Origin of the sequence: Synechococcus sp. RS9902 (assembly GCF_014279635.1) — a bacterium.
Taxonomy (GTDB): Bacteria; Cyanobacteriota; Cyanobacteriia; order PCC-6307; family Cyanobiaceae; genus Parasynechococcus.
The window spans coordinates 1,773,053-1,792,511 of the sequence record NZ_CP047949.1 but is presented as its reverse complement, the minus strand read 5'-3'; the positions used below and the strand labels follow the sequence as shown (position 1 = coordinate 1,792,511).

The window sequence follows — 19,459 nt, the reverse complement described above, 5'->3', positions numbered from 1 at the left end:
CTTTCACTGCTGATGTAGAATTGCGACATTCAGGCGGTTCTTTGTGCTGATTAGCCTTTTGACCGGTGTTGCAGCCGGGGCCGTTCATGTGGTGGGTGGTGCTGATCACCTGGTGGCAATGGCGCCCTTCTCCCTGAGCAAGCCATGGGCCGCCTTTCGACATGCCCTGGCTTGGGGTGCTGGTCATTCCACCGGAGTTGTGGTTCTGGCGTTGATCGCCATTGGTCTGAAAGACCTGGCCCACGTGGAGGCCATGTCGTCTTGGGCGGAATTTTTGGTAGGTGTGGCCCTGCTGGTGGTGGGTGCCCTTGCCGTGCGCACGGCGTTCGGGCTGGAACTGCACACCCATGAGCACCGCCACGACGGTGCCGCAGAGCATCGTCATCTTCACCTGCATGTGCGCGGCGCCAGCAACCACCGTCGCCACGTCCATGCCTCCTCGGGCCTGGGCTTGTTGCATGGACTGGCGGGGGCCAGTCACCTGCTGGCTGTGATCCCTGCTTTGGCCCTGCCTCCCCATGCCGCTGTGGGCTACCTCGTGGCCTACTTGCTTGGATCCATCGGCGCCATGGTGGCCGTTGTGTCGGTGGTCTCGTTTCTCACCCTCCGCAGCGGTGCCCGTCTGATGCCCTTCCTCGTGGGCGGTACGGGTGCTCTCTCAATCATCACCGGGGCCATCTGGCTGCAGAAGACCTCACCGGCTCTGTTCTGATTCCCCGAGCGGGAGACGGCCCACCACCTCACCAATCAACAGGTTGGCTGGCACCGCTCCGAGTTGGCGACTGTCGGTGCTTTCAGCGGGGTTGTCTCCCAGCAACCAAAGCCCTGTGCTGTCCACTCGGCTGAGGCGCTTGATCAGGCGCAGCTCGCTTCGCTGGGGATGCCAGGTCACGACCACGGATCCCAGGCTGGGTGCGGCCTTCTGTCCAAGCCGTCTGACCAAAACCCGGTCTCCCGGTTCAAGGGTGGGTTGCATCGATCGTCCTTCGATGCGCAGCAGCAGACGTCGCCCACAAAAAAGCAGCAACAGGTCGCGAAGACCTGCTGCTGCGATGGGGGGATTGGTTCTGTTTGAACTCAGGATGCGGTGACCCAGGCGTCGGAACGGCCCTTGGACTGCCAGAACATGCCGTGGATTTTTTCAACGGCGGCCATCAGTTCCTCAGCCTTGGCCTGATCGATGTTCACCTTGCAGGCGCTGCAGAGCTTGGCTGCTTTCCAGAAGGTGTCGTGCAGGTCGGGGAAGGTGGCCAGGTGATCGGGCTTGAAGTAGTCGGTCCAGAGGATCAACAGCTCCTTTTTGGTCTTCTGTGCTTCCTCTTCCTTGATGGCCACGTAGCGGCCGAAGGTGTTGTTGTAAGCAGCCAGGGCAGAGGCGTCACCAGCTGCGGGAGCTTCCATCGTCTTCAGCTTTTTGGTCATCGAAAGCACGGCTTCGGCTGCCACGCGAGCGGAAGCCGGGTCGTACACGCCACAAGGACCGTCGCAGTGGGCTTCTGCCACGGGGGCAGGGAGGGCACATGCAAGGGCGGAAAGGGCCGAGCGCAGCATCGGTTCAGAGCGGAATTGGCTTGAGATGAGCCTAGCTTCCGCTTACTTCTTCACGTCGAGCAGTTCCACCTCGAAGATCAAGGTTGCGTTGGGGGGAATCACACCACCGGCGCCACGGGTTCCGTAGGCGAGGTCGGAAGGGATCACCAGCTTGCGCTTGCCGCCCACTTTCATGCCGGCGACGCCTTCATCCCAGCCCTTGATCACCCGGCCAGCCCCGAGGGGGAAGCTGAAAGGGGTTCCCCGGTCGTAGCTGGCATCGAACTGCTGCCCATCTTCCAGGGTGCCGCGGTAGTGCACCACCACCGTTTGGCCGGGGGTGGCCTCGTCGCCGCTGCCCACCTCCAGCTCGATGATTTTCAGACCACTGGCGGTGATGGTGGTGTCTGGTGCATCGAGGGGGCCGCCGAGGGCTGAGGCGTCGGCGGGAGCGGAATCGTTGGCCATGGCGAAAAGAGTCGGGTTGGGGTCGTCAGGGTCGAGTTCGAAGCTCAACGCCTTCTGGGGTTTCGAAGCCTCGCTGCGAACGGCAGCAGGCTGCGCCGGTGCTGCGGAAACGGTGGAGGGGGCCACGATCTGGCTGACCAGGGCCAGGAGCAGGCAGGCCACACAGACCGTTGTGCTGATGATGATGTCGCGCACGGAAAGGCTTCTGTTGCGCTGATTCTGACCCCCGGTCCGCGGCGTCGGCGTTCATTCAGGCCGGTTCATCTGCCGCAGCTGTTGCTCGAGGCGATCAATGCGGCCGCGCAGCTCATCCACTTCCTTCTGGCTTGGAACGCCGAAGTCCTGGAGAAGGTTGTCGCGGTTGCGTTCCAGGTTGCGCCCCATCTGCTGTTCCAGTTCGGGGGTTTCCCCGCGCAGGGCCTTGAGCACGTCGTCCACCAATGCGGACGCTTCGTTCGGATCCAGCCGGCCACTGCTCACCCAGTTTTGGGTGACGCCGCGCAGACGCTCAGCAACGAGGGTGGTGGTGCCCAGGCCGCGGAGCAGCAGTTGCTGAAGAGGATTCGCGGCATCCATGGCGACAGGTGGGCGTGTCCGATCCAGGATGCCTTTGGCCGGGACTTCTGACCATGGGCAATCACCAACTGCAGGCCGGATCGCGGGCCCTGTTGGGCGGCGTTCTGGCTGGTGTGGCTCCATCCCTCGGCGGACCCCTGCTGATGGTCCCCGCCCTGGCCCTGCTCTGGTCCGTGGTTGAGCGTCCCCGCTGGTCGGCGGGCTGGGGAGTGCTGGCCGTTTTGATCAGCCACCGTTGGTTGCTGGCCCTGCATCCACTCACCTGGATGGGCGTTCCCGCCTGGCTTAGCCTGCCTGTGGCACTGGCCCTCTGGTTGGCCTGCGGGAGCCTTGCCGCTCTGCTCCTGGCCGGATGGTCTGTTCTGTCGCGGCGTCTGCCTCGCCGTTGGCCACGTCCAGTGCGGCTGATGCTGCTGGCCGGGATCTGGGCCCTGGCAGAACTGGTGCTGTCGGGGTCGCCGTTGTTCTGGATCGGCGTCGGCGGCACCACCCTTCCCTGGGACCGCCCCCTGGCGGGATTGGCCCGCTGGTTCGGTTCCGGAGGGCTGACCTGGCTGCAGTTGTGCTGGGGCTGCTGCCTGCTGGCGCTGTTCGAGCAACCCGCAGCCTGGCGTCGCTGGGGCTTGCTCGGATTGGCCAGTGTGCTGCTGGCCCATGGCTTGGGCAGCTGGCTGTTGTTGGCGCCGCCGCCGCCGGTCGGTTCCGTTGCTCTGGGGGTCTGGCAACCCGCTGTTCCCACGCGAGAAAAGTTCGATCTGGAGCGTCAACAGGCGCTTCCCCAAGCTCTGGTGGAGGCGATGCGTCAGCTGGAGCCCACCAGTCCGGCTGCTGTGGTGGCTCCGGAAGGAGCGCTGCCGGCGCGTTTTCAGCTGCCGGTAGAGGCTCCAGCCATTCCTCTGGTCAGTGGCGGATTTCGTTGGGTGCGGGGTCAGCAACGCAGTTCTCTGTTGCTGTACGAGCCGCCCGACTGGTTTCCTGTTCCCTTGGCTGACAAGCACCGTCTGGTGCCGATCGGGGAATGGATCCCGCCCCTGCCCGCCGGGCTGACGGCAGGACTGTCTGCGGTCGGTGGGTTGACCCCCGGTCCGGCCCCGAGAACGATGGCGGTGGTTGAACCCCCTGCGGCCGTTGCGATCTGCTACGAGATCGCCGATGGTGTGGCTCTGGCGCGCGCTGCTGCCGATGGCGCCACCTGGCTCCTGGCCATTGCCAATCTCGACCCCTACCCGCTGCAGCTGCAGAAGCAGTTCCTGGCCCTGGCGCAGTTACGGGCGATCGAGACAGGACGGGATCTGCTCAGCGTCGGCAACACGGGCCCCACGGCGCTGATTTCGGCCAATGGGTCGGTGCAGTGGTTGCTTGCGCCTGAGGCTTCAGGCGTCGCTGAGGCCCTCGTTCAGGTGCGCCAGCGCGTCACGCCCTATTCCCGTTGGATCAGCCCCCCACCCAGAACGGTGTCGCCGTCGTAGAAAACCGCCGCCTGGCCTGGCGTAATCGAGAACTGCTCCTCCTCAAAGCTGAGGCGGCATCGGTGGGGCCGCTCCCGCTGCTGATCGGCCTCGGTGGTCGGGAGGGGTGAAAGCTCCGCACGCACCGGCGTACTGCGGTAGCGCACTTGCACCTCAACGGTTCGTGGCGCCTCGATCGGGTCAATCGACACCCAGTTCACCGCACCCACCACGCAGCTGTCTCGGCCGGCTTCGGCCCGTGGTGCGACGACCACTCGATTCATCGCAGCATCAAGGCGGATGACGTGAAGCGGTTCGCGCCAGGCCACACCGAGCCCTTTGCGTTGGCCGATGGTGAAGTGTTCGATGCCGTCGTGCTCGCCCACAACAGTTCCGTCCGAAAGCACGATTTCCCCCTGCCGCGGGGGCAGATAGGCATCCAGGAACGCCCGCATCGATCCGTGGTGGTCAGCCAGGCAAAGATCCTGGCTTTCCGGTTTTTCTGCGGTGCGCAGACCGTGGCGGGCGGCTTCGAGCCTTGTATCGGGTTTGGTCAGTTCCCCCAAGGGAAAAACGATGCGCCCCAGAACCTCCTGGGGCAGGTCGTAGAGGAAATAGCTCTGGTCCTTGCGGGTATCGAGGCCCCGCAACAGCTGATGGCGCCCTTGATCGCCGCCATGGCGGATCCGGGCGTAGTGGCCGGTGGCGATGCGGGGCAGCTTGCGCTCTTGCAAGGCCCAATCAAGCATCGGTCCGAATTTCACCGATCGATTGCACTGGGAGCAGGGCAGTGGCGTGATCCCATCGCGATAACCATCCACCAGCCGTTGCACGATCTCCTGCTGGAACGTCTCCCGTGTGTCCACCACGTGATGGGGAATGCCGAGCTGCTCACAGATGCCGGCTGCATCCACCAGCCCCTCGGCGCAACAGGCCCCTTTCCCGCTCATCAGCCAGAGGGTCAGGCCTTCCACCTGCCAGCCCGCCTCCACCAGCAGTGCCGCCGTCAGGGAACTGTCGACGCCTCCAGAGAGACCAACGGCCACGCGGTGCTCCCCGGGCCATTGCCGCAGGCGCTCAAGAGCAGCCTCTCCAGCGCGGGTTGTGGTGGATCCAACGGCCATGGGCGGCGCAGGGAGTTCTCTCCATAGTGAGGTCCCGGCAACAGCAACTGGTGTGGCCTCCCGCTGATTCTGATCACCTGCTTGTGGATGCCGCGTCCATGGCCGCCTTCGAACAGAGGTTGTTCGACAGCGGCATGCCCGTTGCGGCCTTGATGGAGAAGGTGGGGCTGGCCATGGCGGCTTGGCTGCTGGCGCGCCTGGATCTGCTGCGCCATGGCGTAGTTGTCCTGGTGGGGCCCGGTCACAACGGTGGCGATGGTCTGGTGGTGGCTCGGGAGTTGCACCTGGCTGGCGTTGAGGTGTCGTTGTGGTGTCCCCTGCCGATTCGCAAGCCCCTCACCGCTGAACATCTGCGCCATGGCGAGTGGCTTGGTCTGCAGCGCCTGGCTGACGAGCCCGACCCCGGCGGAGCCGCACTGTGGCTGGATGCGGTGTTCGGGCTCGGCCAGAGTCGGCCCCTGCCTGAGTTCTTGGCGGATTTGTTCCGGCGTCGGCAGCAGCTGCAGCCTGGGTTGTTGATCAGTCTGGATCTGCCGTCAGGCCTTTGTTCCGACCAAGGAATCGTGCTGGGCGAGCAGGCAGCCTGTGCCTCGGTCACCCTCAGCGTTGGCTGGATCAAGCGCGGGTTGTGTCTGGACCCGGCCCGTCACTGGGTGGGTGCGCTGGTGCGGATCGATCTGGGCTTGCCGCCTTCGGTGATGGACAACGCCGCTGCGGTCTTGCCGCGCCGCCTGCCAGTGACAGAGGCCTGCTCGGCCCCGTTACCGCCGCTGCCGCCCACGGCGATGAAGTACGAACGGGGCCGCTGCCTGGTGGTGGCGGGCAGTGATCGTTATCCCGGCGCAGCACATCTGGCGCTGCGGGGGGCCATGGCCAGTGGCTGCGGCTGTGTTCAGGCCGTTGTGCCGCCCCGTCTGCAATCCGGCTTGTGGCAGGTGTTGCCGGAGGTGATGCAACTGGAGGACGGGGTGATTCCAGAGCGGCTGGATGCGGTTTTGGTGGGTCCCGGTCTGGGGGAGTCCAGCCATTGGTGGAACCAGCGGTCGGAGCAGATGCTCAGCGTCGCCGGTTTGCTGGTGCTCGATGCCGATGGCATCAATGGTCTGGCGGCCAGTCCGAAGGGGTGGCGTTGGTTGTTGAAGCGGCGGGGGCCCACCTGGCTCACGCCCCATGCGGCCGAGTTTGCGCGGTTGTTTCCAGACTGTGGTGCGGGTGACGCGCTGGAAAGGGCGATGTCCGCAGCTCGCTGCAGCGGTTGCTGCATTTTGCTGAAGGGGGCGCATTCGGTGCTGGCGGATCCATCAGGTGCAGCCGTGGTGCTGACCGGCACGACTCCTCGGGTGGCCCGCACCGGCCTGGGTGACGTGCTGGCCGGTTTTGCCACCGGTTGGGGCGCCCAGGCGGTGGCGGCAGAGCAGCAGCCTGGGCTGGAAAGCTTCACTGCCGCTGCGGCTTTGCATGGTTTGGCGGCAGTTCGTGCTCGCTCAAGCGATGCTTCTGCGATTGCGGATTATCTGAAAATCAATACAGCACAGTGTCAGAAAAAGAAAACAACGATGTTCAACGAAGTCTGAACAAATGAGTCGTTTGGATTGCCTCGGCTGGCAGGTCCCAAAAGAGCTTTTCTTGGTTTTAAATCTTTCGCAAATCTGAAATGTTGCGATTTGCTGTTCTGAATCTGAAGGGTTGCTGAAAACACTTCGAGATTCTTTCTGTTCGTAGGAAAGTCAATTCACTTCCGCAGCACCCAAGGTGTCCACAGCTTCCAAACCGCTGGAGACGCAACGCCGGCGCAGCAGCGATCCCGTCAGTTGGTATCTCGCCACCATCGGCAGAATTCCACTCCTCACCCCAGCTGAAGAAATCGAGTTGGGCAATCAGGTGCAGGCCATGATGGCCCTCACCGAAGACGGTTCCCGTGAGTTCGAGGATGGAGAACTCACCACGGCACAGCGCCGTCTCCTGAGGATCGGTCGCCGCGCCAAAGAGCGGATGATGAAGGCCAACCTTCGTCTTGTGGTCAGCGTTGCCAAGAAATATCAAGGCAAAGGTCTGGAATTGCTCGACCTGATTCAGGAGGGCTCCCTCGGCCTGGAGCGTGCTGTCGAGAAGTTCGATCCCACCCGGGGGTACAAGTTCTCCACCTATGCCTTCTGGTGGATTCGCCAGAGCATGACCCGCGCAATTGCCTGCCAGTCGCGCACGATCCGGCTTCCTGTTCATCTCAGTGAGCGGCTCACCACGATCCGCAAGGTGAGTCTTGATCTTGCCCACAAGCTCGGCGCCATGCCCAGCCGTGTGGAGATTGCCGAAGCCATGGACATCCCCTTGGATGAGCTGGATTCGCTGCTGCGTCAGGCGCTCACCACCAGCAGCCTGGATGCTCCCGTCAACGGTGAGGAGGGGCGCAGCTTCCTTGGGGATCTGATCGCTGATTCATCCCTCGATGAACCGCTCGAGATCGTGGAACAGCGGATTCATCACGAGCAGCTGGGCCGCTGGTTGAGTCACCTCAGCGAACAGGAGCAGCACGTTCTGCGCATGCGCTTCGGGCTTGAGGGCAACGAGCGTCACACCCTGGCTGAAATCGGACGCCTGATGGAGGTGTCTCGCGAGCGGGTGCGTCAGGTTGAACTTAAGGCGCTGCGCAAGCTGCGCAACCTCACCCGCCGTCTCCCAAGCGGCATCTGAGCCGCCTCGGGAGACGTTGGTTTTAACGGATCCCGTTCGGTTGAATCAGTCTTCAGCCCAGATGTAGCGCGTGAGTTCTGCGGGATCTGGCTCGGGTGCTGAGAGGGCGAAGTCAACGCAGTCCTGAACGATGCCGTCGATCTCCTTTTCGATGGCGCGCAGCTCTTCGCTGTTCACCAGACCCGCTTGGGTCAGGTCCCGCTCGAGGGCTTTGAGGGGATCACGCTTGGCCCAGAACTGCTTTTCTTCCTCCGCCCGCAGTTCGTCCGGGTCGGCAAGGGAATGACCGCGGAAGCGATAGGTGAGGCACTCCAGCAAGGTCGGACCTTCACCCGCCCTGGCCCGTTCCACGGCGCGTTGGGCCGCTGCCCGCACCGCCAGAACGTCCATGCCATCCACTTCTTCTCCGGCCATGCCGAAGGAGCTGGCCTTGCGCCAGATCTCCGGGTCACTGGTGGCCCGGTCGTGGGCCATGCCAATGGCCCACTTGTTGTTCTCGACCACGAAAATGATCGGCAGCTTCCACAGCTGCGCCATGTTCATGCACTCGAAGAACTGACCGTTGTTGCAGGTTCCATCGCCGAAGAACGCTGCTGTCACGGCGTTGCTGGAGGCATCACCGAGGGCGTCGCGCTTGTAGCGGCTTGTGAAGGCAGATCCGAGTGCCACGGGAATGCCCTCAGCGATGAAGGCAAAGCCGCCAAGAAGGTGATGCTCCTTGGAGAACAGGTGCATTGAGCCGCCACGACCCTTGCTGCAACCGGTCTCCTTGCCGAAGAGTTCGCTCATCACTTCGCGGGCGGGCACTCCGGCACTCAAGGCATGTACATGGTCGCGGTAGGTGCTGCAGAACCAGTCGTGCTGACGCTTCATCGCACCGATCACACCGGTGCTCACCGCTTCCTGACCGTTGTAGAGGTGCACGAAGCCAAACATCTTGCCCCGGTAGTACATCTCGGCGCATTTGTCCTCGAAGCGCCGGCCCAGGGTCATGTCCCGGTACAGCTCCAGACCGGTCTCACGGTCCACGGTGGCCCGTTGTGCCGTCACCAATTTGGAGAGCCGTTCGGCATGGGGACCAGCAGTCGCAGTGCCAATCGGAGCGGAATCGACAGCGAGGTCCTGACCCATGTCCACCTAGGGGATTGCGCTCAACTTTAAGGGCCAAGCGATGAGCGATGGGCAAAACCCCTGACACTGACTAAGATCCGCGTCTCCTCGCAGCGGTGCTGTTGGATCTGCCCATCGATCATTTCCGACTTCTGGGCGTCAGTCCATCGGCAGGGCCAGAGGCGATTCTGCGCCGCTTGGAAACCCGCTGTGACAGTCCTCCGGATCAAGGCTTCACCCACGAGGTTCTGCTCCAACGGGCTGATCTGCTGCGCCGCTCAGCTGATCTGTTGACCGATCCCGCCGATAGGGCCGAGTACGAAGCAGCCCTGTTGCGCCTCAGTGAATCCCATCCCAATGGCACGGTGGGCTTGGACCTTCCCACCAGCAGTGAGGTGGCGGGTCTGATGCTGCTTTGGGAGGCCCATGGCGCTCTCGAGGCCTTTCAGTTGGCGCGGCAGGGGCTCCAACCCCCCCAGGCCCCGGCCCTCGGCAGTGGTCGTGAAGCGGACCTGACGCTCCTGGCTGCCCTGGCCTGCCGCGATGCGGCCGTGGAGGAACAGGACCAACGGCGCTATGAGTCGGCGGCCCAACTTTTGATTGACGGCATTGAGCTGCAACAGCGGATGGGCAAGCTGCCCGATCAGCAGCGTCAGCTGGAAGACGCCTTGCAAGGGCTGACTCCTTTCAGAATTCTGGATTTGCTCAGCCGTGATCTTGGCGATCAGGACTCCCATCAACGGGGTTTAACGCTGTTGGATGAGCTGGTCGTGGCCCGTGGTGGTCTGGAGGCTGCCGATGCTGATGGTGATCAGCCCGGCAGCCTCAGTCAGGAGGATTTTGAATCGTTCTTCCATCAGATCCGCCGTTTCCTCACCGTTCAGGAGCAGATCGATCTGTTCAGCCGCTGGTTTGAGGGGGGTGCCGCCGATGCCGGTTTCCTCACGGTTCTGGCGCTCACCGCAGCGGGGTTCTCGCGGCGCAAGCCTGAGTTCCTCGAGCAGGCTCGCGACCGGCTGCAGACGCTTGCCAATGCAGACCTCGATCCCATGCCGCTGCTTGGCTGCCTGGATCTGCTGTTGGGCAACGTCAAGGATGCGGATCGGCATTTCGCCGTCCTGCGGGATACGGATCTGCAGGCTTGGTTTTTGAACCACCCAGGTGATCGTCTGGCCGCGCAATGCGAGTACTGCCGGGCCTGGCTTGAACGCGATGTCTTGCCGGGATATCGCGACGTCGATGCCTCCGGTGCTGACTTAGATGCCTGGTTCGCTGATCGTGACGTGCAGGGTTTTGTCGATCGTCTCGATCGCAAGGCGTCGCGCCAGATTGGTGCCGAAGAAATCAGCCTGGCCTGGGCAATGGCGGGCGATGCATCCCTTAGTGCCTCGAGCGAAGCGGCTGAATCAGACCAGGACGTTGACGCCGAAGACGCGGATGCCACGCCGTTCTGGCAGCAACGTTTTTGGCAGCAAAGTTGGTTTCGCCCCGCTGCTGCCGCTGTTGCACTGGTCGGGATCACCGTTGCGGGTTTTGGCCTGGTTCGACGCAACTGGGATCCTGCGCCGCTGTTGCCGGAAACCGCTTCACGCTCCTTTGAGGAGGAGGAAGGTGACGAGGTTGACGAGACGCAGGAGCTCGATGCTGCTTTGTCTCCTGTGGATGACGAGCCCATCGCAAGCCTGAAGCCCGACCTTGAGCCTTCAGCACCTTCTGAGCCACTGGTGAGTGATGCCCCCACGGAAGCCGAGCTTCAGGCCTTGCTCCAGGGATGGCTTGATGCCAAGGCGTTGATGCTCTCCGGTGAGCCGGCTGATCTTTCCGTCGTGGCGAGGGAGCCCCTGGTGAAGCGCGTAGAGCAGGAGCGGGAAGCTGATCAGGCTGCAGAGCGATCCAAGTCGATTGATGCCTCCATCACCACTATCGAGGTGGTCGATCGCAGCCCTCAGAGGATCGAACTGCTGGCCCAGGTGGCCTACAGCGATCGCCTTCAGGCTGCTGACGGCACCGTGATTGATGAGACGGCACCGACTGATTTCATCGTCACCTACGTGCTCGGCAGAGATGGAACCCAATGGCGTTTGCACGACTACATCCCGGGCTCCTGAGTTGCTTGCCTGGGTTGCTTGACCGTCGCTTTTTACGATCACCCCATTGATCCAGGGGCGTAACGCCGATGTTCGACGAGCTTTCAGCCCGTTTTGAGGATGCGGTCAAGGGGCTGCGTGGCCAAGACAGCATCAGCGAAACCAACGTCGATGGAGCCCTGAAGGACGTCCGTCGGGCCTTGCTGGAAGCCGACGTCAGCCTGCCGGTGGTGAAGGAGTTCGTGGCTGAGGTCCGCGATAAAGCCGTTGGTGCGGAGGTGGTGCGCGGGGTCAGCCCGGATCAGAAGTTCATCCAGGTGGTCCATGAACAGCTCGTGGAGGTCATGGGGGGCGATAACGCTCCTCTGGCCAAGGCGGCTGAAGCTCCCACCGTCGTGTTGATGGCCGGTCTTCAGGGTGCCGGTAAAACCACCGCAACGGCCAAGTTGGGCCTCCACCTCAAGGATCAGGGTCGACGAGCCCTGATGGTGGGCGCCGACGTTTACCGACCAGCCGCCATCGAGCAGTTGAAAACGCTCGGTTCTCAGATCGATGTGGAGGTGTTCAGCCTCGGTGCTGAGGCCAAACCGGAAGACATTGCAGCCGCTGGTCTGGCCAAAGCGAAAGAGGAAGGCTTCGACACGCTCTTGGTCGACACCGCCGGTCGCCTCCAGATCGACACCGAGATGATGGAGGAGATGGTGCGGATCCGCACCGCTGTGCAGCCCGATGAGGTGCTGCTGGTGGTGGATTCGATGATCGGTCAGGAAGCGGCCGAACTCACCCGAGCCTTCCACGACCAGGTGGGCATCACCGGAGCGGTGCTCACCAAGCTTGATGGTGATTCCCGCGGTGGTGCCGCCCTTTCGATCCGCAAGGTGAGCGGTCAGCCGATCAAGTTCATCGGCACCGGAGAGAAGGTTGAGGCCCTGCAGCCGTTCCATCCCGAACGGATGGCCAGTCGCATCCTCGGCATGGGTGATGTGCTGACGCTGGTGGAGAAGGCCCAGAAGGAGGTCGAACTCGCCGACGTCGAAAAGATGCAGAAGAAGCTGCAGGAGGCGACGTTTGATTTCTCGGACTTCGTGAAGCAGATGCGCTTGATCAAGCGCATGGGCTCGCTGGGGGGGCTGATGAAAATGATCCCGGGTATGAACAAGATCGATGACGGCATGCTCAAGCAGGGTGAGCAGCAGCTCAAGCGCATCGAGGCCATGATCGGTTCGATGACCCAGCAGGAGCGGGAAAATCCCGACCTCCTGGCGAGTCAACCCTCAAGGCGTCGCCGGATTGCCAGCGGCAGCGGCCATCAGGCCGCAGATGTGGACAAGGTGCTGGCCGACTTCCAGAAAATGCGCGGCTTCATGCAGCAGATGAGCCAGGGCAACATCCCCGGCATGGGCGGAATGCCCGGGATGGGGGGAATGCCTGGGATGCCCGGAATGGGTGGCATGCCGGGCATGGGCGGCATGCCAGGAATGCCTGGTATGGGTGGCATGCCCGGAGGTGGAGGCCGTCCCGGTCGCGGAGGACCACCGAAGCGGCAGCGACCCGCCAAGAAGAAGAAGGGCTTTGGGGATCTGTGAGGGCGGAACGGTATGGTGGTTGTTTGGCGGGCCTTTCGGCGTCGCCGGACCACCTCTTTTCCTTCATTCCAGGGCCACGATGATCAAGCTCCGCCTGAAGCGGTTTGGCAAGAAGCGGGAAGCGAGCTTCCGCCTCGTGGCCTGCAACAGCACCTCACGTCGGGACGGTCGTCCCCTGCAGGAGCTGGGCTTCTACAACCCGCGGACGAAGGAAACGCGCCTCGACACCGAGGCCATCCGTGAGCGTCTGGGTCAGGGTGCCCAACCCACCGATGTGGTTCGCACGCTGCTCGAGCGCGGCGGTCTTCTGGAAAAGACCGTGCGTCCTGCAGAGACCGTGGGCAAAGCCAAGCAAGCGGCCAAGCGTGAAGCTGATGCCAAGCAAGCCGCCAAAGAGGCTGCCGAGGCCAAGGCTGCAGAGAAGGCTGCAGAAGCTGAAGCTTCTGATTCCGCAGAATCCGAATCCACCGAGGGCTGATCATTCCGGTGTCTGACGACGGCGAACGCGGCCGTTTCGTTCTCGACTTGCCCGATCCCGATGCTGCACTGGCCCTCGCCGGTGAAGCGGAAACAACCCTGCATCGCCTTGAAGCTCTGACAGGAGCTTCCATGGTGTTGCGGGGTCTTCAACTGGTGATCACCGGGCGGCCAACGCAGATTGAAAGGGCTGCTTCGGTTGTGGAATTGGTGCGCCCGATCTGGCAGGACGGCCAGTCGGTGTCACCGGTGGACCTCCAGTCGGCGCTGGGAGCTCTCAACACCGGCCGCGGCGACGATCACGCCGCCATGGGTGAACAGGTGTTGGCGAAGAGCCAGAAGGGCAACCTGCTCCGCCCGCGCACCCTGCGCCAGAAGAAATACGTGGACGCCATGGAGCGCCACGATCTCACCTTTGCCCTCGGTCCTGCCGGCACCGGCAAAACCTTTCTTGCCACAGTTCTCGCGGTTCGAATGCTCACCGAACGCAAGGTGGAGCGTTTGATTCTCACCCGGCCGGCTGTTGAAGCCGGGGAGCGTCTGGGCTTCCTGCCGGGCGACCTGCAGCAGAAGGTGGACCCCTATTTGCGTCCGCTCTACGACGCTTTGCATTCCCTGCTCGGCGCCGAGAAGACCACTGTGCTCTTGGAGAAGGGCGTGATCGAGGTCGCTCCCCTGGCTTACATGCGGGGCCGCACACTGAGCGACGCCTTTGTGATCCTGGATGAGGCGCAGAACACCACGCCGGCTCAGATGCGCATGGTGCTCACCCGCCTGGGAGAGCGTTCACGCATGGTCGTGACTGGAGACATCACCCAGGTGGATCTTCCTGTCACGGTGCAGAGCGGTTTGGTGGAGGCGTCCGAGGTGTTGGAGGGCGTTGAAGGGGTTGCGGTCTGCCGCCTCACCGCTGCGGATGTGGTGCGCCATCCCCTCGTGCAGCGGGTGGTGGAGGCCTATGCCCGCCGGGACGAACGCAAAACGCCCAAAGTTCAACGTCGATAGGGAGATCCACACCCCAATCCCTTGTCACCGCTGGCAGGATGTGATGAGTCTTTGGTGACCTGGTCGACATGCCTGCAAGCAGCAATTTCCAGGAGGCGATCCGCGAGGCGCAATCGAGCGCACTCGTCGGCCCCAACGTCGTCAATAAAGCGCTGCCCTACGTCGGCGGCGGCATGGTGCTCACCTCAATCGGGGTGATTGGTGGTCTCTCGATGATGGCCACACCGCTGTTCATGCCCCTGTTCTGGGTGGCTTTGATCGGCAACTTTGTGCTGTTCTTTGTGGCGCAGAACGTCGCCTTGAAGGGCAACAACGCCACAGCCTTGCCGCTGCTGTCGATCTACAGCCTGATCACAGGGTTCACCCTGAGCGGTCTCGTGGCTTTGGCGGGAGCGGTTGCTGGTGTGGGCGCGGTCGGCACCGCCGCACTGGCCACCGGCATCACCTTCGTGATCGCTTCGATCGTCGGCCGCCGCATGAGCGATTCCGTTGGTCAGGCGCTCTCAGGCGTGGTGAGTCTCGGCTTGGTTGGCCTGATCCTGGCGATGCTCGTCCAGTTCATCGGTGGCCTCTTTGCTCCTGCCATGTTCCATGGCACCAGCTTTGAGCTGATGATCGCCGGCTTCGGCACCGTGCTCTTCGTGGGTGCCGCCTTTGTCGACTTCTACACGATGCCTCGCGCCTACCGGGATGACCAATACCTGGCAGGTGCCTTGAGCATGTACCTCACCTACATCAACCTGTTCATCTTCATCCTGCGCCTGATCATCGTGCTCAACGGTGGTGGTCGGCGCGACTGACCGTCACGGCTGATCGTCGCGACTGACGATGACAACGCAATCGAATCAGCCCTGGCCCCGGCTTGTCCGGGGCTTTTTTGTGCCTGGCGATACGGTTTTGATTCCTTGCGCAGCAGCTGACAGCCATGGTTTGGATCGCTGCATTGTGGGTAGTCCTCCTGTGCAGCTGTGGATCCTTCGGTCTCGGCCCCTGAGCTGAAGCGGCAACGGCGGCGGCTGCGCTTCATCCTTCAGATCGCCATCTCCGCGGCCCTGGGCGGTTTTCTGTTCGGTTACGACACCGCGGTGATCAATGGTGCTGTTGGCGCCATTGGTGAGGTGTTTAAGGTGTCGTCGGGCGACCTGGGGCGTGCGGTGGCATCGGCCTTGATCGGCTCGGCCATCGGTGCCCTGGCCGCAGGCTGGTTGTCCGACAGGATCGGCCGTCGTCACAGCATGGTGGTGGCCGCCGTGTTGTTCCTGGCCAGTGCCATCGGCTCCGCCTTGGCGCAGAGCCTCACCAGCCTGATCGTCTGGCGGGTGATTGGAGGCTTGGGGGTTGGCTTCGCCAGCGTCTTGGCACCGGCCTACATCGCAGAGGTGTCCCCCGCCGACCAGAGCGGCCGTCTGGAATCGCTGCAGCAGCTGGCGATCGTGGTGGGGATTTTTCTGGCCCTGCTGTTCGACTACGCGATTGTGCTGTTCACCCCGGATCGCAATCCCGTGTCAGCCGTGGGTCCCCAAGGCGGCATGGCGTTGGATGTTGTTGTCGGAGGTGTTGCCTGCAACGCTCTACGGGGTGTTGGTGCTGGGGATTCCGGAAAGTCCCCGCTACCTCGTGCAGAAAGGGTTGCCCGAGCAGGCCCGTCTGGTGATTGAGCGCACCCTTCATGAGCCGGCTCATCAGGTGATTGCCCGGATCCAGCACAGCCTGGAGAACACCGATCACGGCCGCTGGACGGACCTTCTTGATCGGAGGAATCTGCTCGTACCGGTGGTCTGGACCGGCGTGATGCTGGCGATCTTCCAGCAGTTCGTCGGCATCAACGTCATTTTTTACTACTCTAGTGTTCTCTGGCAGGCGGTGGGCTTCAGCACCACCGACAGCCTGATCGTCACGGTGATCACCTCGATCACCAACGTGGTGACCACCTTCGTGGCGATCCTGTTCATCGATCGCATCGGCCGCAAACCGCTGCTGCTGATCGGTTCGGTTGTCATGAGCCTCACCCTGGGCTCGATGAGCTGGGTCTTTGCCGGTGCTGCCGTGGTGAACGGTGCCCCTCAGCTCGTCGGCATGGCCGCCGTTGTGGCCTTGTTGGCGGCCAATCTGTTTGTCTTCGCCTTCGGTTTCTCCTGGGGACCGGTGATGTGGGTGATGCTCGGGGAGATGTTCAACAACCGCATCCGCGCTGTGGCTCTGGGCCTTTGCGCGATGGTGAACTGGATCGCGAACTGGTTCATCGCCCGAACCTTTCCCCCCTTGCTGGAGGCATCAGGGCCTGCACTGGCCTACGGGCTCTATGCCACCGCGGCTGCGATCTCCTTCTTTCTGGTGCTGTTCTTCGTGCGCGAAACCAGTGGCAAGGAATTGGAGGACATGGCCTGATCTCCCGGCTCAGCCCTCAGCCACGGCATAGACGCTGTCTCCGATGGCTTGTTTCTGCTCGGCGTCGTACCCCCATTTCTCCAGGAAGGTGACGTCTTCACCGCGGTTGTCGAGGGCTGCGGCCAGCAGTTGCTCCAGGCGCTCCTTCACCTCCGCTGGTTCCAGCAGTCTGAGCAGTTCGATGCAACGGCTGCTGACCCGCTCCGAGCCGGCCTGCTGGGCCTCATCTCCTGTGCGCCGGTGATGCACGGCCATGGCGGTGCTCATGGCCAGATTGCGGACGCTCAGATCCACAACGCCAGCCCCGGCGCCCCGCAGTTGCCCCACGACAGCATCGGGCAAACGGTCCATCAGCACGCTTTCGCCCGCCAGGCTCACCACGAAAAATCCCCGGGCACCATCGCGGCTGGCCACCATTTCACCGATGCGGTCGGCCAGCACCTCATCGCTGATCTCCTCGTTGTCCCACTGCTGCAGCCAGGCCGCTGTGATCTCCATGGCCTGCTGGAAGGTGGGCTGCTGATCCGCCATGGACCTGTTCAATTCCTGCCCTAAGGCTATGGGTCGATTCAACGGGTCGATCCAATGGCGGCGCAGACTTAGAGGATGCATGCAACTCCCCTGCCAGAGGATTACCGCTCTGGCTTCATCGCACTGATCGGTCGCCCGAACGTGGGCAAATCCACGCTGGTGAATCAGCTGGTGGGGGAGAAAGTGGCCATCACATCGCCCGTGGCCCAGACCACCCGCAACCGCCTGCGGGCCATCCTCACCACGGAGGTGGCCCAGATGGTTCTGGTGGATACGCCTGGCATCCACAAACCCCACCACTTGCTGGGGGAACGGCTGGTGAAGAGTGCCCGCAGCGCCATCGGTGAAGTGGACCTGGTGGTGTTGCTGTTGGAGGGCTGCGAGCGCCCGGGGCGCGGTGATGCCTTCATCGTGAATCTGCTGCAGCAGCAGTCCCTGCCGGTGCTGGTGGCCCTGAACAAGTGGGACAAGCTGGCGGAGGAGCACCGCTCTGAAGCGGAAGAGGCCTACGCCGCCCTGCTGCAGGAGACGAATTGGCCGGTGCACCGCTGCAGCGCCCTGTCAGGCGACGGCTGCGCAGAGCTCACAGCAGCGATGGCGGCTCAGTTGCCCTTGGGGCCACAGCTGTATCCGCCTGAGATGGTGAGTGATCAACCGGAGCGGGTGCTGCTGGGGGAACTCATTCGCGAGCAGGTGCTTCTGCACACGCGGGAGGAGGTGCCCCACAGCGTTGCCGTCACCATTGATCGCGTTGAGGAGTTGCCGGCCAAGGGCAAGGGTGCGGGTCGAACGGCCGTCCTGGCCACGGTTCTGGTGGAACGGAAGAGTCAGAAGGGGATCCTGATCGGCAAAGGCGGGGCGATGCTCAAGACGATCGGCCAGGGGGCGCGGCTGCAGATGCAGGTGCTGATTGATGGCCCGGTGTATCTAGAGCTGTTCGTCAAAGTGGTGCCTGATTGGCGCAGCAAACCGGCCCGCTTGGCTGAGCTGGGTTACACAGGCGATCAATAACCTACCGCTCTCCGGCATCAGCGCGTAATGTCGCGCCCATGCTTTCGCTGCTGACGCGCACCAAGAGCTTTCGGGATCCCTGGGTCGGTCACCCGGATCTGAACCGACGCTGGCAGCTGCATCGACGCCGGGTTCAGCTGGCGGAGACGCTGTGCCTCTGGAGGCGCCTGCTGCGACCAGCTCAGCTCGCCAGTCTGGAGCGGGATGGCTTTGTGGTGCTCGAGAACTTTCTGCCGCAGCCGGAGTTTGAGGCCTTGCGCGATGAGGTGGAGGCCGTGGTGGCTCGCGCCTCACGTCTGCATCCAGCACCGGACAACAGCCGTCCTGGCTTTCGCCCAAAACAACCCTTCCCCGGGGGGTTTGACCGTTTCGATGGAGGAACCCTCAACCGCTTTCTCCACATCGACCCCGAGCAGATGCCTCGAGCGGCTGCCTTGTACCATGACCAGCGGCTCAGTGCGGGATCGCGCCAGGTCATCGGCTTGCCGATGAATCCGCGCAAGCTGGACATCTACCTCACCGTGCATGGCGAGGAGACCCGCACGCCGGATCTGCAGAAAGTGCTGCATCGCGACACGTTCTTCCGTGCTCTGAAGTTCTGGTTCTTTCTGCGGCCGGTGCAACGTCAGGGCGGTCCCTTCGAATACGTGCCGGGCAGCCATCGCCTGGATCCGTCTCGCCTGCGGTGGGAGCAGGCCACAGCCACTGCAGCTGCCGAACACCGGCGGCAGCCGGATGTGTCTGGATCGTTCCGGATCCAGGAAGAGTCCCTGGCTGAACTGGGTCTGCCCAGGCCTGTTGCCCTCACCTGCCCTGCCAACACCCTGGTGCTGGCGGATGTGTTCGGCTTTCACCGCCGCGGTGCCGCCGCCCAGGGGCAGCAGCGGTTGGCGCTCTACGGCTGGAACCGCCCTTATCCCTTCCTCCCCATTACCTGGTGATCCGGCTGAGAGGATGGGTGCATGAGTGAACAAGCCTTTCCCCCGGAAGACCCTGGCTCCTTTCTGAGCCTCTGCGACGGGGAGTGGATGAGCCTGCGCAGTTGCTTTGAGCTGGCTGCCGGTGGTGATGACGAGTGGCACAGCAGTGAACGGGGTGAACTCACCGTTCGCTGCGTGAGCGAGCAGGGGGCTCTCGGCCAACTGCAGGTGCAGGCCCCTGGTGGAACCAGCAGCACCCTCACTTTCGCCGCTGATGGACAGCTGATCCTCGATGGTGATTCCCCAGGCAACTGGAGGTTCTGGCCTGACGGCAGCATGGAGCTGAACCTCAGCCGGGCTGACGGCGTGCAGGTTCAGGAGCGGATCTGGTTCACGCGGGTCAACCTGCGCCTGCGCAGCACCATGGCGGTGGATGCCCAGGGAACACCGGTGCAGGGCAGTTTCTGCACGGACATCCGCAGGGTGTCCAAACCCGCGGCCTGAGGC

21 protein-coding genes are annotated in these 19,459 nt (G+C 63.0%); 14 read left to right on the top strand and 7 right to left on the bottom strand.

The genetic code is table 11. The features are described from left to right. Positions 1-43: 43 nt before the first annotated feature. Positions 44-712: a hydantoin utilization protein A gene (locus SynRS9902_RS09885; RefSeq protein WP_186509002.1), complete on the top strand. Its 669-nt coding sequence runs from the start codon at positions 44-46 to the stop codon at positions 710-712. Here the strand turns inward: SynRS9902_RS09885 and sodX are convergent. Genes sodX through SynRS9902_RS09865 form a run of 4 tightly spaced genes read right to left on the bottom strand, consistent with a single transcriptional unit; the run spans position 695 to position 2,574 of the window. Beyond that, complete coding sequence (sodX, locus tag SynRS9902_RS09880) at positions 695-1,027, bottom strand: nickel-type superoxide dismutase maturation protease (RefSeq protein ID WP_115161430.1); 333 nt, start codon at positions 1,025-1,027, stop codon at positions 695-697. The two genes, SynRS9902_RS09885 and sodX, sit on opposite strands and share 18 nt — an antisense overlap. A gap of 50 nt (positions 1,028-1,077) precedes the next feature. Further along, positions 1,078-1,551 (bottom strand): superoxide dismutase, Ni, encoded by a 474-nt coding sequence (gene sodN / locus SynRS9902_RS09875; protein WP_186509001.1) that lies wholly within the window; start codon positions 1,549-1,551, stop codon positions 1,078-1,080. Positions 1,552-1,593: 42 nt separating this feature from the next. After that, positions 1,594-2,193: an FKBP-type peptidyl-prolyl cis-trans isomerase gene (locus SynRS9902_RS09870; protein ID WP_186509000.1), complete on the bottom strand. Its 600-nt coding sequence runs from the start codon at positions 2,191-2,193 to the stop codon at positions 1,594-1,596. A gap of 51 nt (positions 2,194-2,244) precedes the next feature. Then, positions 2,245-2,574 (bottom strand): phasin family protein, encoded by a 330-nt coding sequence (locus tag SynRS9902_RS09865; RefSeq protein ID WP_006850663.1) that lies wholly within the window; start codon positions 2,572-2,574, stop codon positions 2,245-2,247. A gap of 53 nt (positions 2,575-2,627) precedes the next feature. Between SynRS9902_RS09865 and SynRS9902_RS09860 the strand changes: the two genes are divergently transcribed. Then, positions 2,628-4,043 (top strand): apolipoprotein N-acyltransferase, encoded by a 1,416-nt coding sequence (locus SynRS9902_RS09860; RefSeq protein WP_186508999.1) that lies wholly within the window; start codon positions 2,628-2,630, stop codon positions 4,041-4,043. On the opposite strand, the gene mnmA is transcribed toward SynRS9902_RS09860, so the two are convergent. Then, positions 3,995-5,146: a tRNA 2-thiouridine(34) synthase MnmA gene (gene mnmA / locus SynRS9902_RS09855; RefSeq protein WP_186508998.1), complete on the bottom strand. Its 1,152-nt coding sequence runs from the start codon at positions 5,144-5,146 to the stop codon at positions 3,995-3,997. The two genes, SynRS9902_RS09860 and mnmA, sit on opposite strands and share 49 nt — an antisense overlap. Positions 5,147-5,196: 50 nt before the next feature. Here mnmA and SynRS9902_RS09850 point away from each other — a divergent pair, with 50 nt between their 5' ends. Beyond that, positions 5,197-6,720: an NAD(P)H-hydrate dehydratase gene (locus tag SynRS9902_RS09850; RefSeq protein ID WP_186510604.1), complete on the top strand. Its 1,524-nt coding sequence runs from the start codon at positions 5,197-5,199 to the stop codon at positions 6,718-6,720. A gap of 178 nt (positions 6,721-6,898) precedes the next feature. Then, complete coding sequence (locus tag SynRS9902_RS09845) at positions 6,899-7,837, top strand: RpoD/SigA family RNA polymerase sigma factor (RefSeq protein WP_114988423.1); 939 nt, start codon at positions 6,899-6,901, stop codon at positions 7,835-7,837. A gap of 45 nt (positions 7,838-7,882) precedes the next feature. On the opposite strand, the gene pdhA is transcribed toward SynRS9902_RS09845, so the two are convergent. Continuing rightward, entirely contained in the window at positions 7,883-8,968 is a 1,086-nt protein-coding gene (gene pdhA, locus SynRS9902_RS09840; protein WP_186508997.1) for a pyruvate dehydrogenase (acetyl-transferring) E1 component subunit alpha, read from the bottom strand. A gap of 101 nt (positions 8,969-9,069) precedes the next feature. On the opposite strand from pdhA, the gene SynRS9902_RS09835 reads away from it, so the two are divergent. The 7 genes from SynRS9902_RS09835 to SynRS9902_RS13725 all read left to right on the top strand — a co-directional run bounded on the left by SynRS9902_RS09835 (position 9,070) and on the right by SynRS9902_RS13725 (position 16,490). After that, a complete protein-coding gene (locus SynRS9902_RS09835; RefSeq protein WP_186510603.1) occupies positions 9,070-11,055 on the top strand; it encodes an IMS domain-containing protein in 1,986 nt (661 codons plus the stop codon). A 68-nt stretch (positions 11,056-11,123) separates the two neighbouring features. Further along, complete coding sequence (gene ffh, locus SynRS9902_RS09830; RefSeq protein WP_186508996.1) at positions 11,124-12,620, top strand: signal recognition particle protein; 1,497 nt, start codon at positions 11,124-11,126, stop codon at positions 12,618-12,620. Between the two features lie 79 nt (positions 12,621-12,699). Further along, entirely contained in the window at positions 12,700-13,098 is a 399-nt protein-coding gene (rpsP, locus tag SynRS9902_RS09825) for a 30S ribosomal protein S16 (protein WP_186508995.1), read from the top strand. Between the two features lie 8 nt (positions 13,099-13,106). Further along, complete coding sequence (locus tag SynRS9902_RS09820; RefSeq protein ID WP_186508994.1) at positions 13,107-14,102, top strand: PhoH family protein; 996 nt, start codon at positions 13,107-13,109, stop codon at positions 14,100-14,102. Positions 14,103-14,170: 68 nt separating this feature from the next. Continuing rightward, complete coding sequence (locus tag SynRS9902_RS09815; protein ID WP_186508993.1) at positions 14,171-14,902, top strand: Bax inhibitor-1 family protein; 732 nt, start codon at positions 14,171-14,173, stop codon at positions 14,900-14,902. Between the two features lie 168 nt (positions 14,903-15,070). Continuing rightward, a complete protein-coding gene (locus SynRS9902_RS13730) occupies positions 15,071-15,760 on the top strand; it encodes an MFS transporter (RefSeq protein WP_255446101.1) in 690 nt (229 codons plus the stop codon). Further along, positions 15,660-16,490 carry an MFS transporter gene (locus SynRS9902_RS13725; protein ID WP_255446100.1) on the top strand — a complete coding sequence of 277 codons (831 nt, stop codon included), beginning with the start codon at positions 15,660-15,662 and terminating at the stop codon, positions 16,488-16,490. The genes SynRS9902_RS13730 and SynRS9902_RS13725 overlap by 101 nt, the downstream gene beginning before the upstream one ends. 9 nt (positions 16,491-16,499) lie before the next feature. On the opposite strand, the gene SynRS9902_RS09805 is transcribed toward SynRS9902_RS13725, so the two are convergent. After that, positions 16,500-17,021: a hypothetical protein gene (locus tag SynRS9902_RS09805; RefSeq protein WP_186508992.1), complete on the bottom strand. Its 522-nt coding sequence runs from the start codon at positions 17,019-17,021 to the stop codon at positions 16,500-16,502. A gap of 75 nt (positions 17,022-17,096) precedes the next feature. Between SynRS9902_RS09805 and era the strand changes: the two genes are divergently transcribed. The 3 genes from era to SynRS9902_RS09790 are packed head-to-tail and all read left to right on the top strand — an operon-like array spanning position 17,097 to position 19,456. After that, the gene (gene era / locus SynRS9902_RS09800; RefSeq protein ID WP_115081983.1) at positions 17,097-18,032 is read left to right on the top strand and encodes a GTPase Era; all 936 of its coding nucleotides are present in this window, start codon (positions 17,097-17,099) and stop codon (positions 18,030-18,032) included. A 38-nt stretch (positions 18,033-18,070) separates the two neighbouring features. Continuing rightward, a complete protein-coding gene (locus SynRS9902_RS09795) occupies positions 18,071-18,973 on the top strand; it encodes a phytanoyl-CoA dioxygenase family protein (protein ID WP_186508991.1) in 903 nt (300 codons plus the stop codon). Between the two features lie 21 nt (positions 18,974-18,994). Further along, positions 18,995-19,456, top strand: a complete 462-nt coding sequence (locus SynRS9902_RS09790; RefSeq protein WP_186508990.1) for a phycobiliprotein lyase — start codon at positions 18,995-18,997, stop codon at positions 19,454-19,456. The last annotated feature ends 3 nt before the right edge of the window (positions 19,457-19,459 follow it).

Bases quoted from the DNA above. Each gene is read 5' to 3' on its own strand.
- sodN (WP_186509001.1), bottom strand. From the start codon at position 1,551: ATGCTGCGCTCGGCCCTTTCCGCCCTTGCATGTGCCCTCCCTGCCCCC.
- SynRS9902_RS09865 (WP_006850663.1), bottom strand. From the start codon at position 2,574: ATGGATGCCGCGAATCCTCTTCAGCAACTGCTGCTCCGCGGCCTGGGC.
- SynRS9902_RS09860 (WP_186508999.1), top strand. From the start codon at position 2,628: ATGGGCAATCACCAACTGCAGGCCGGATCGCGGGCCCTGTTGGGCGGC.
- mnmA (WP_186508998.1), bottom strand. From the start codon at position 5,146: ATGGCCGTTGGATCCACCACAACCCGCGCTGGAGAGGCTGCTCTTGAG.
- pdhA (WP_186508997.1), bottom strand. From the start codon at position 8,968: ATGGGTCAGGACCTCGCTGTCGATTCCGCTCCGATTGGCACTGCGACT.
- ffh (WP_186508996.1), top strand. From the start codon at position 11,124: ATGTTCGACGAGCTTTCAGCCCGTTTTGAGGATGCGGTCAAGGGGCTG.
- rpsP (WP_186508995.1), top strand. From the start codon at position 12,700: ATGATCAAGCTCCGCCTGAAGCGGTTTGGCAAGAAGCGGGAAGCGAGC.
- SynRS9902_RS09815 (WP_186508993.1), top strand. From the start codon at position 14,171: ATGCCTGCAAGCAGCAATTTCCAGGAGGCGATCCGCGAGGCGCAATCG.
- SynRS9902_RS09805 (WP_186508992.1), bottom strand. From the start codon at position 17,021: ATGGCGGATCAGCAGCCCACCTTCCAGCAGGCCATGGAGATCACAGCG.
- era (WP_115081983.1), top strand. From the start codon at position 17,097: ATGCATGCAACTCCCCTGCCAGAGGATTACCGCTCTGGCTTCATCGCA.
- SynRS9902_RS09795 (WP_186508991.1), top strand. From the start codon at position 18,071: ATGCTTTCGCTGCTGACGCGCACCAAGAGCTTTCGGGATCCCTGGGTC.
- SynRS9902_RS09790 (WP_186508990.1), top strand. From the start codon at position 18,995: ATGAGTGAACAAGCCTTTCCCCCGGAAGACCCTGGCTCCTTTCTGAGC.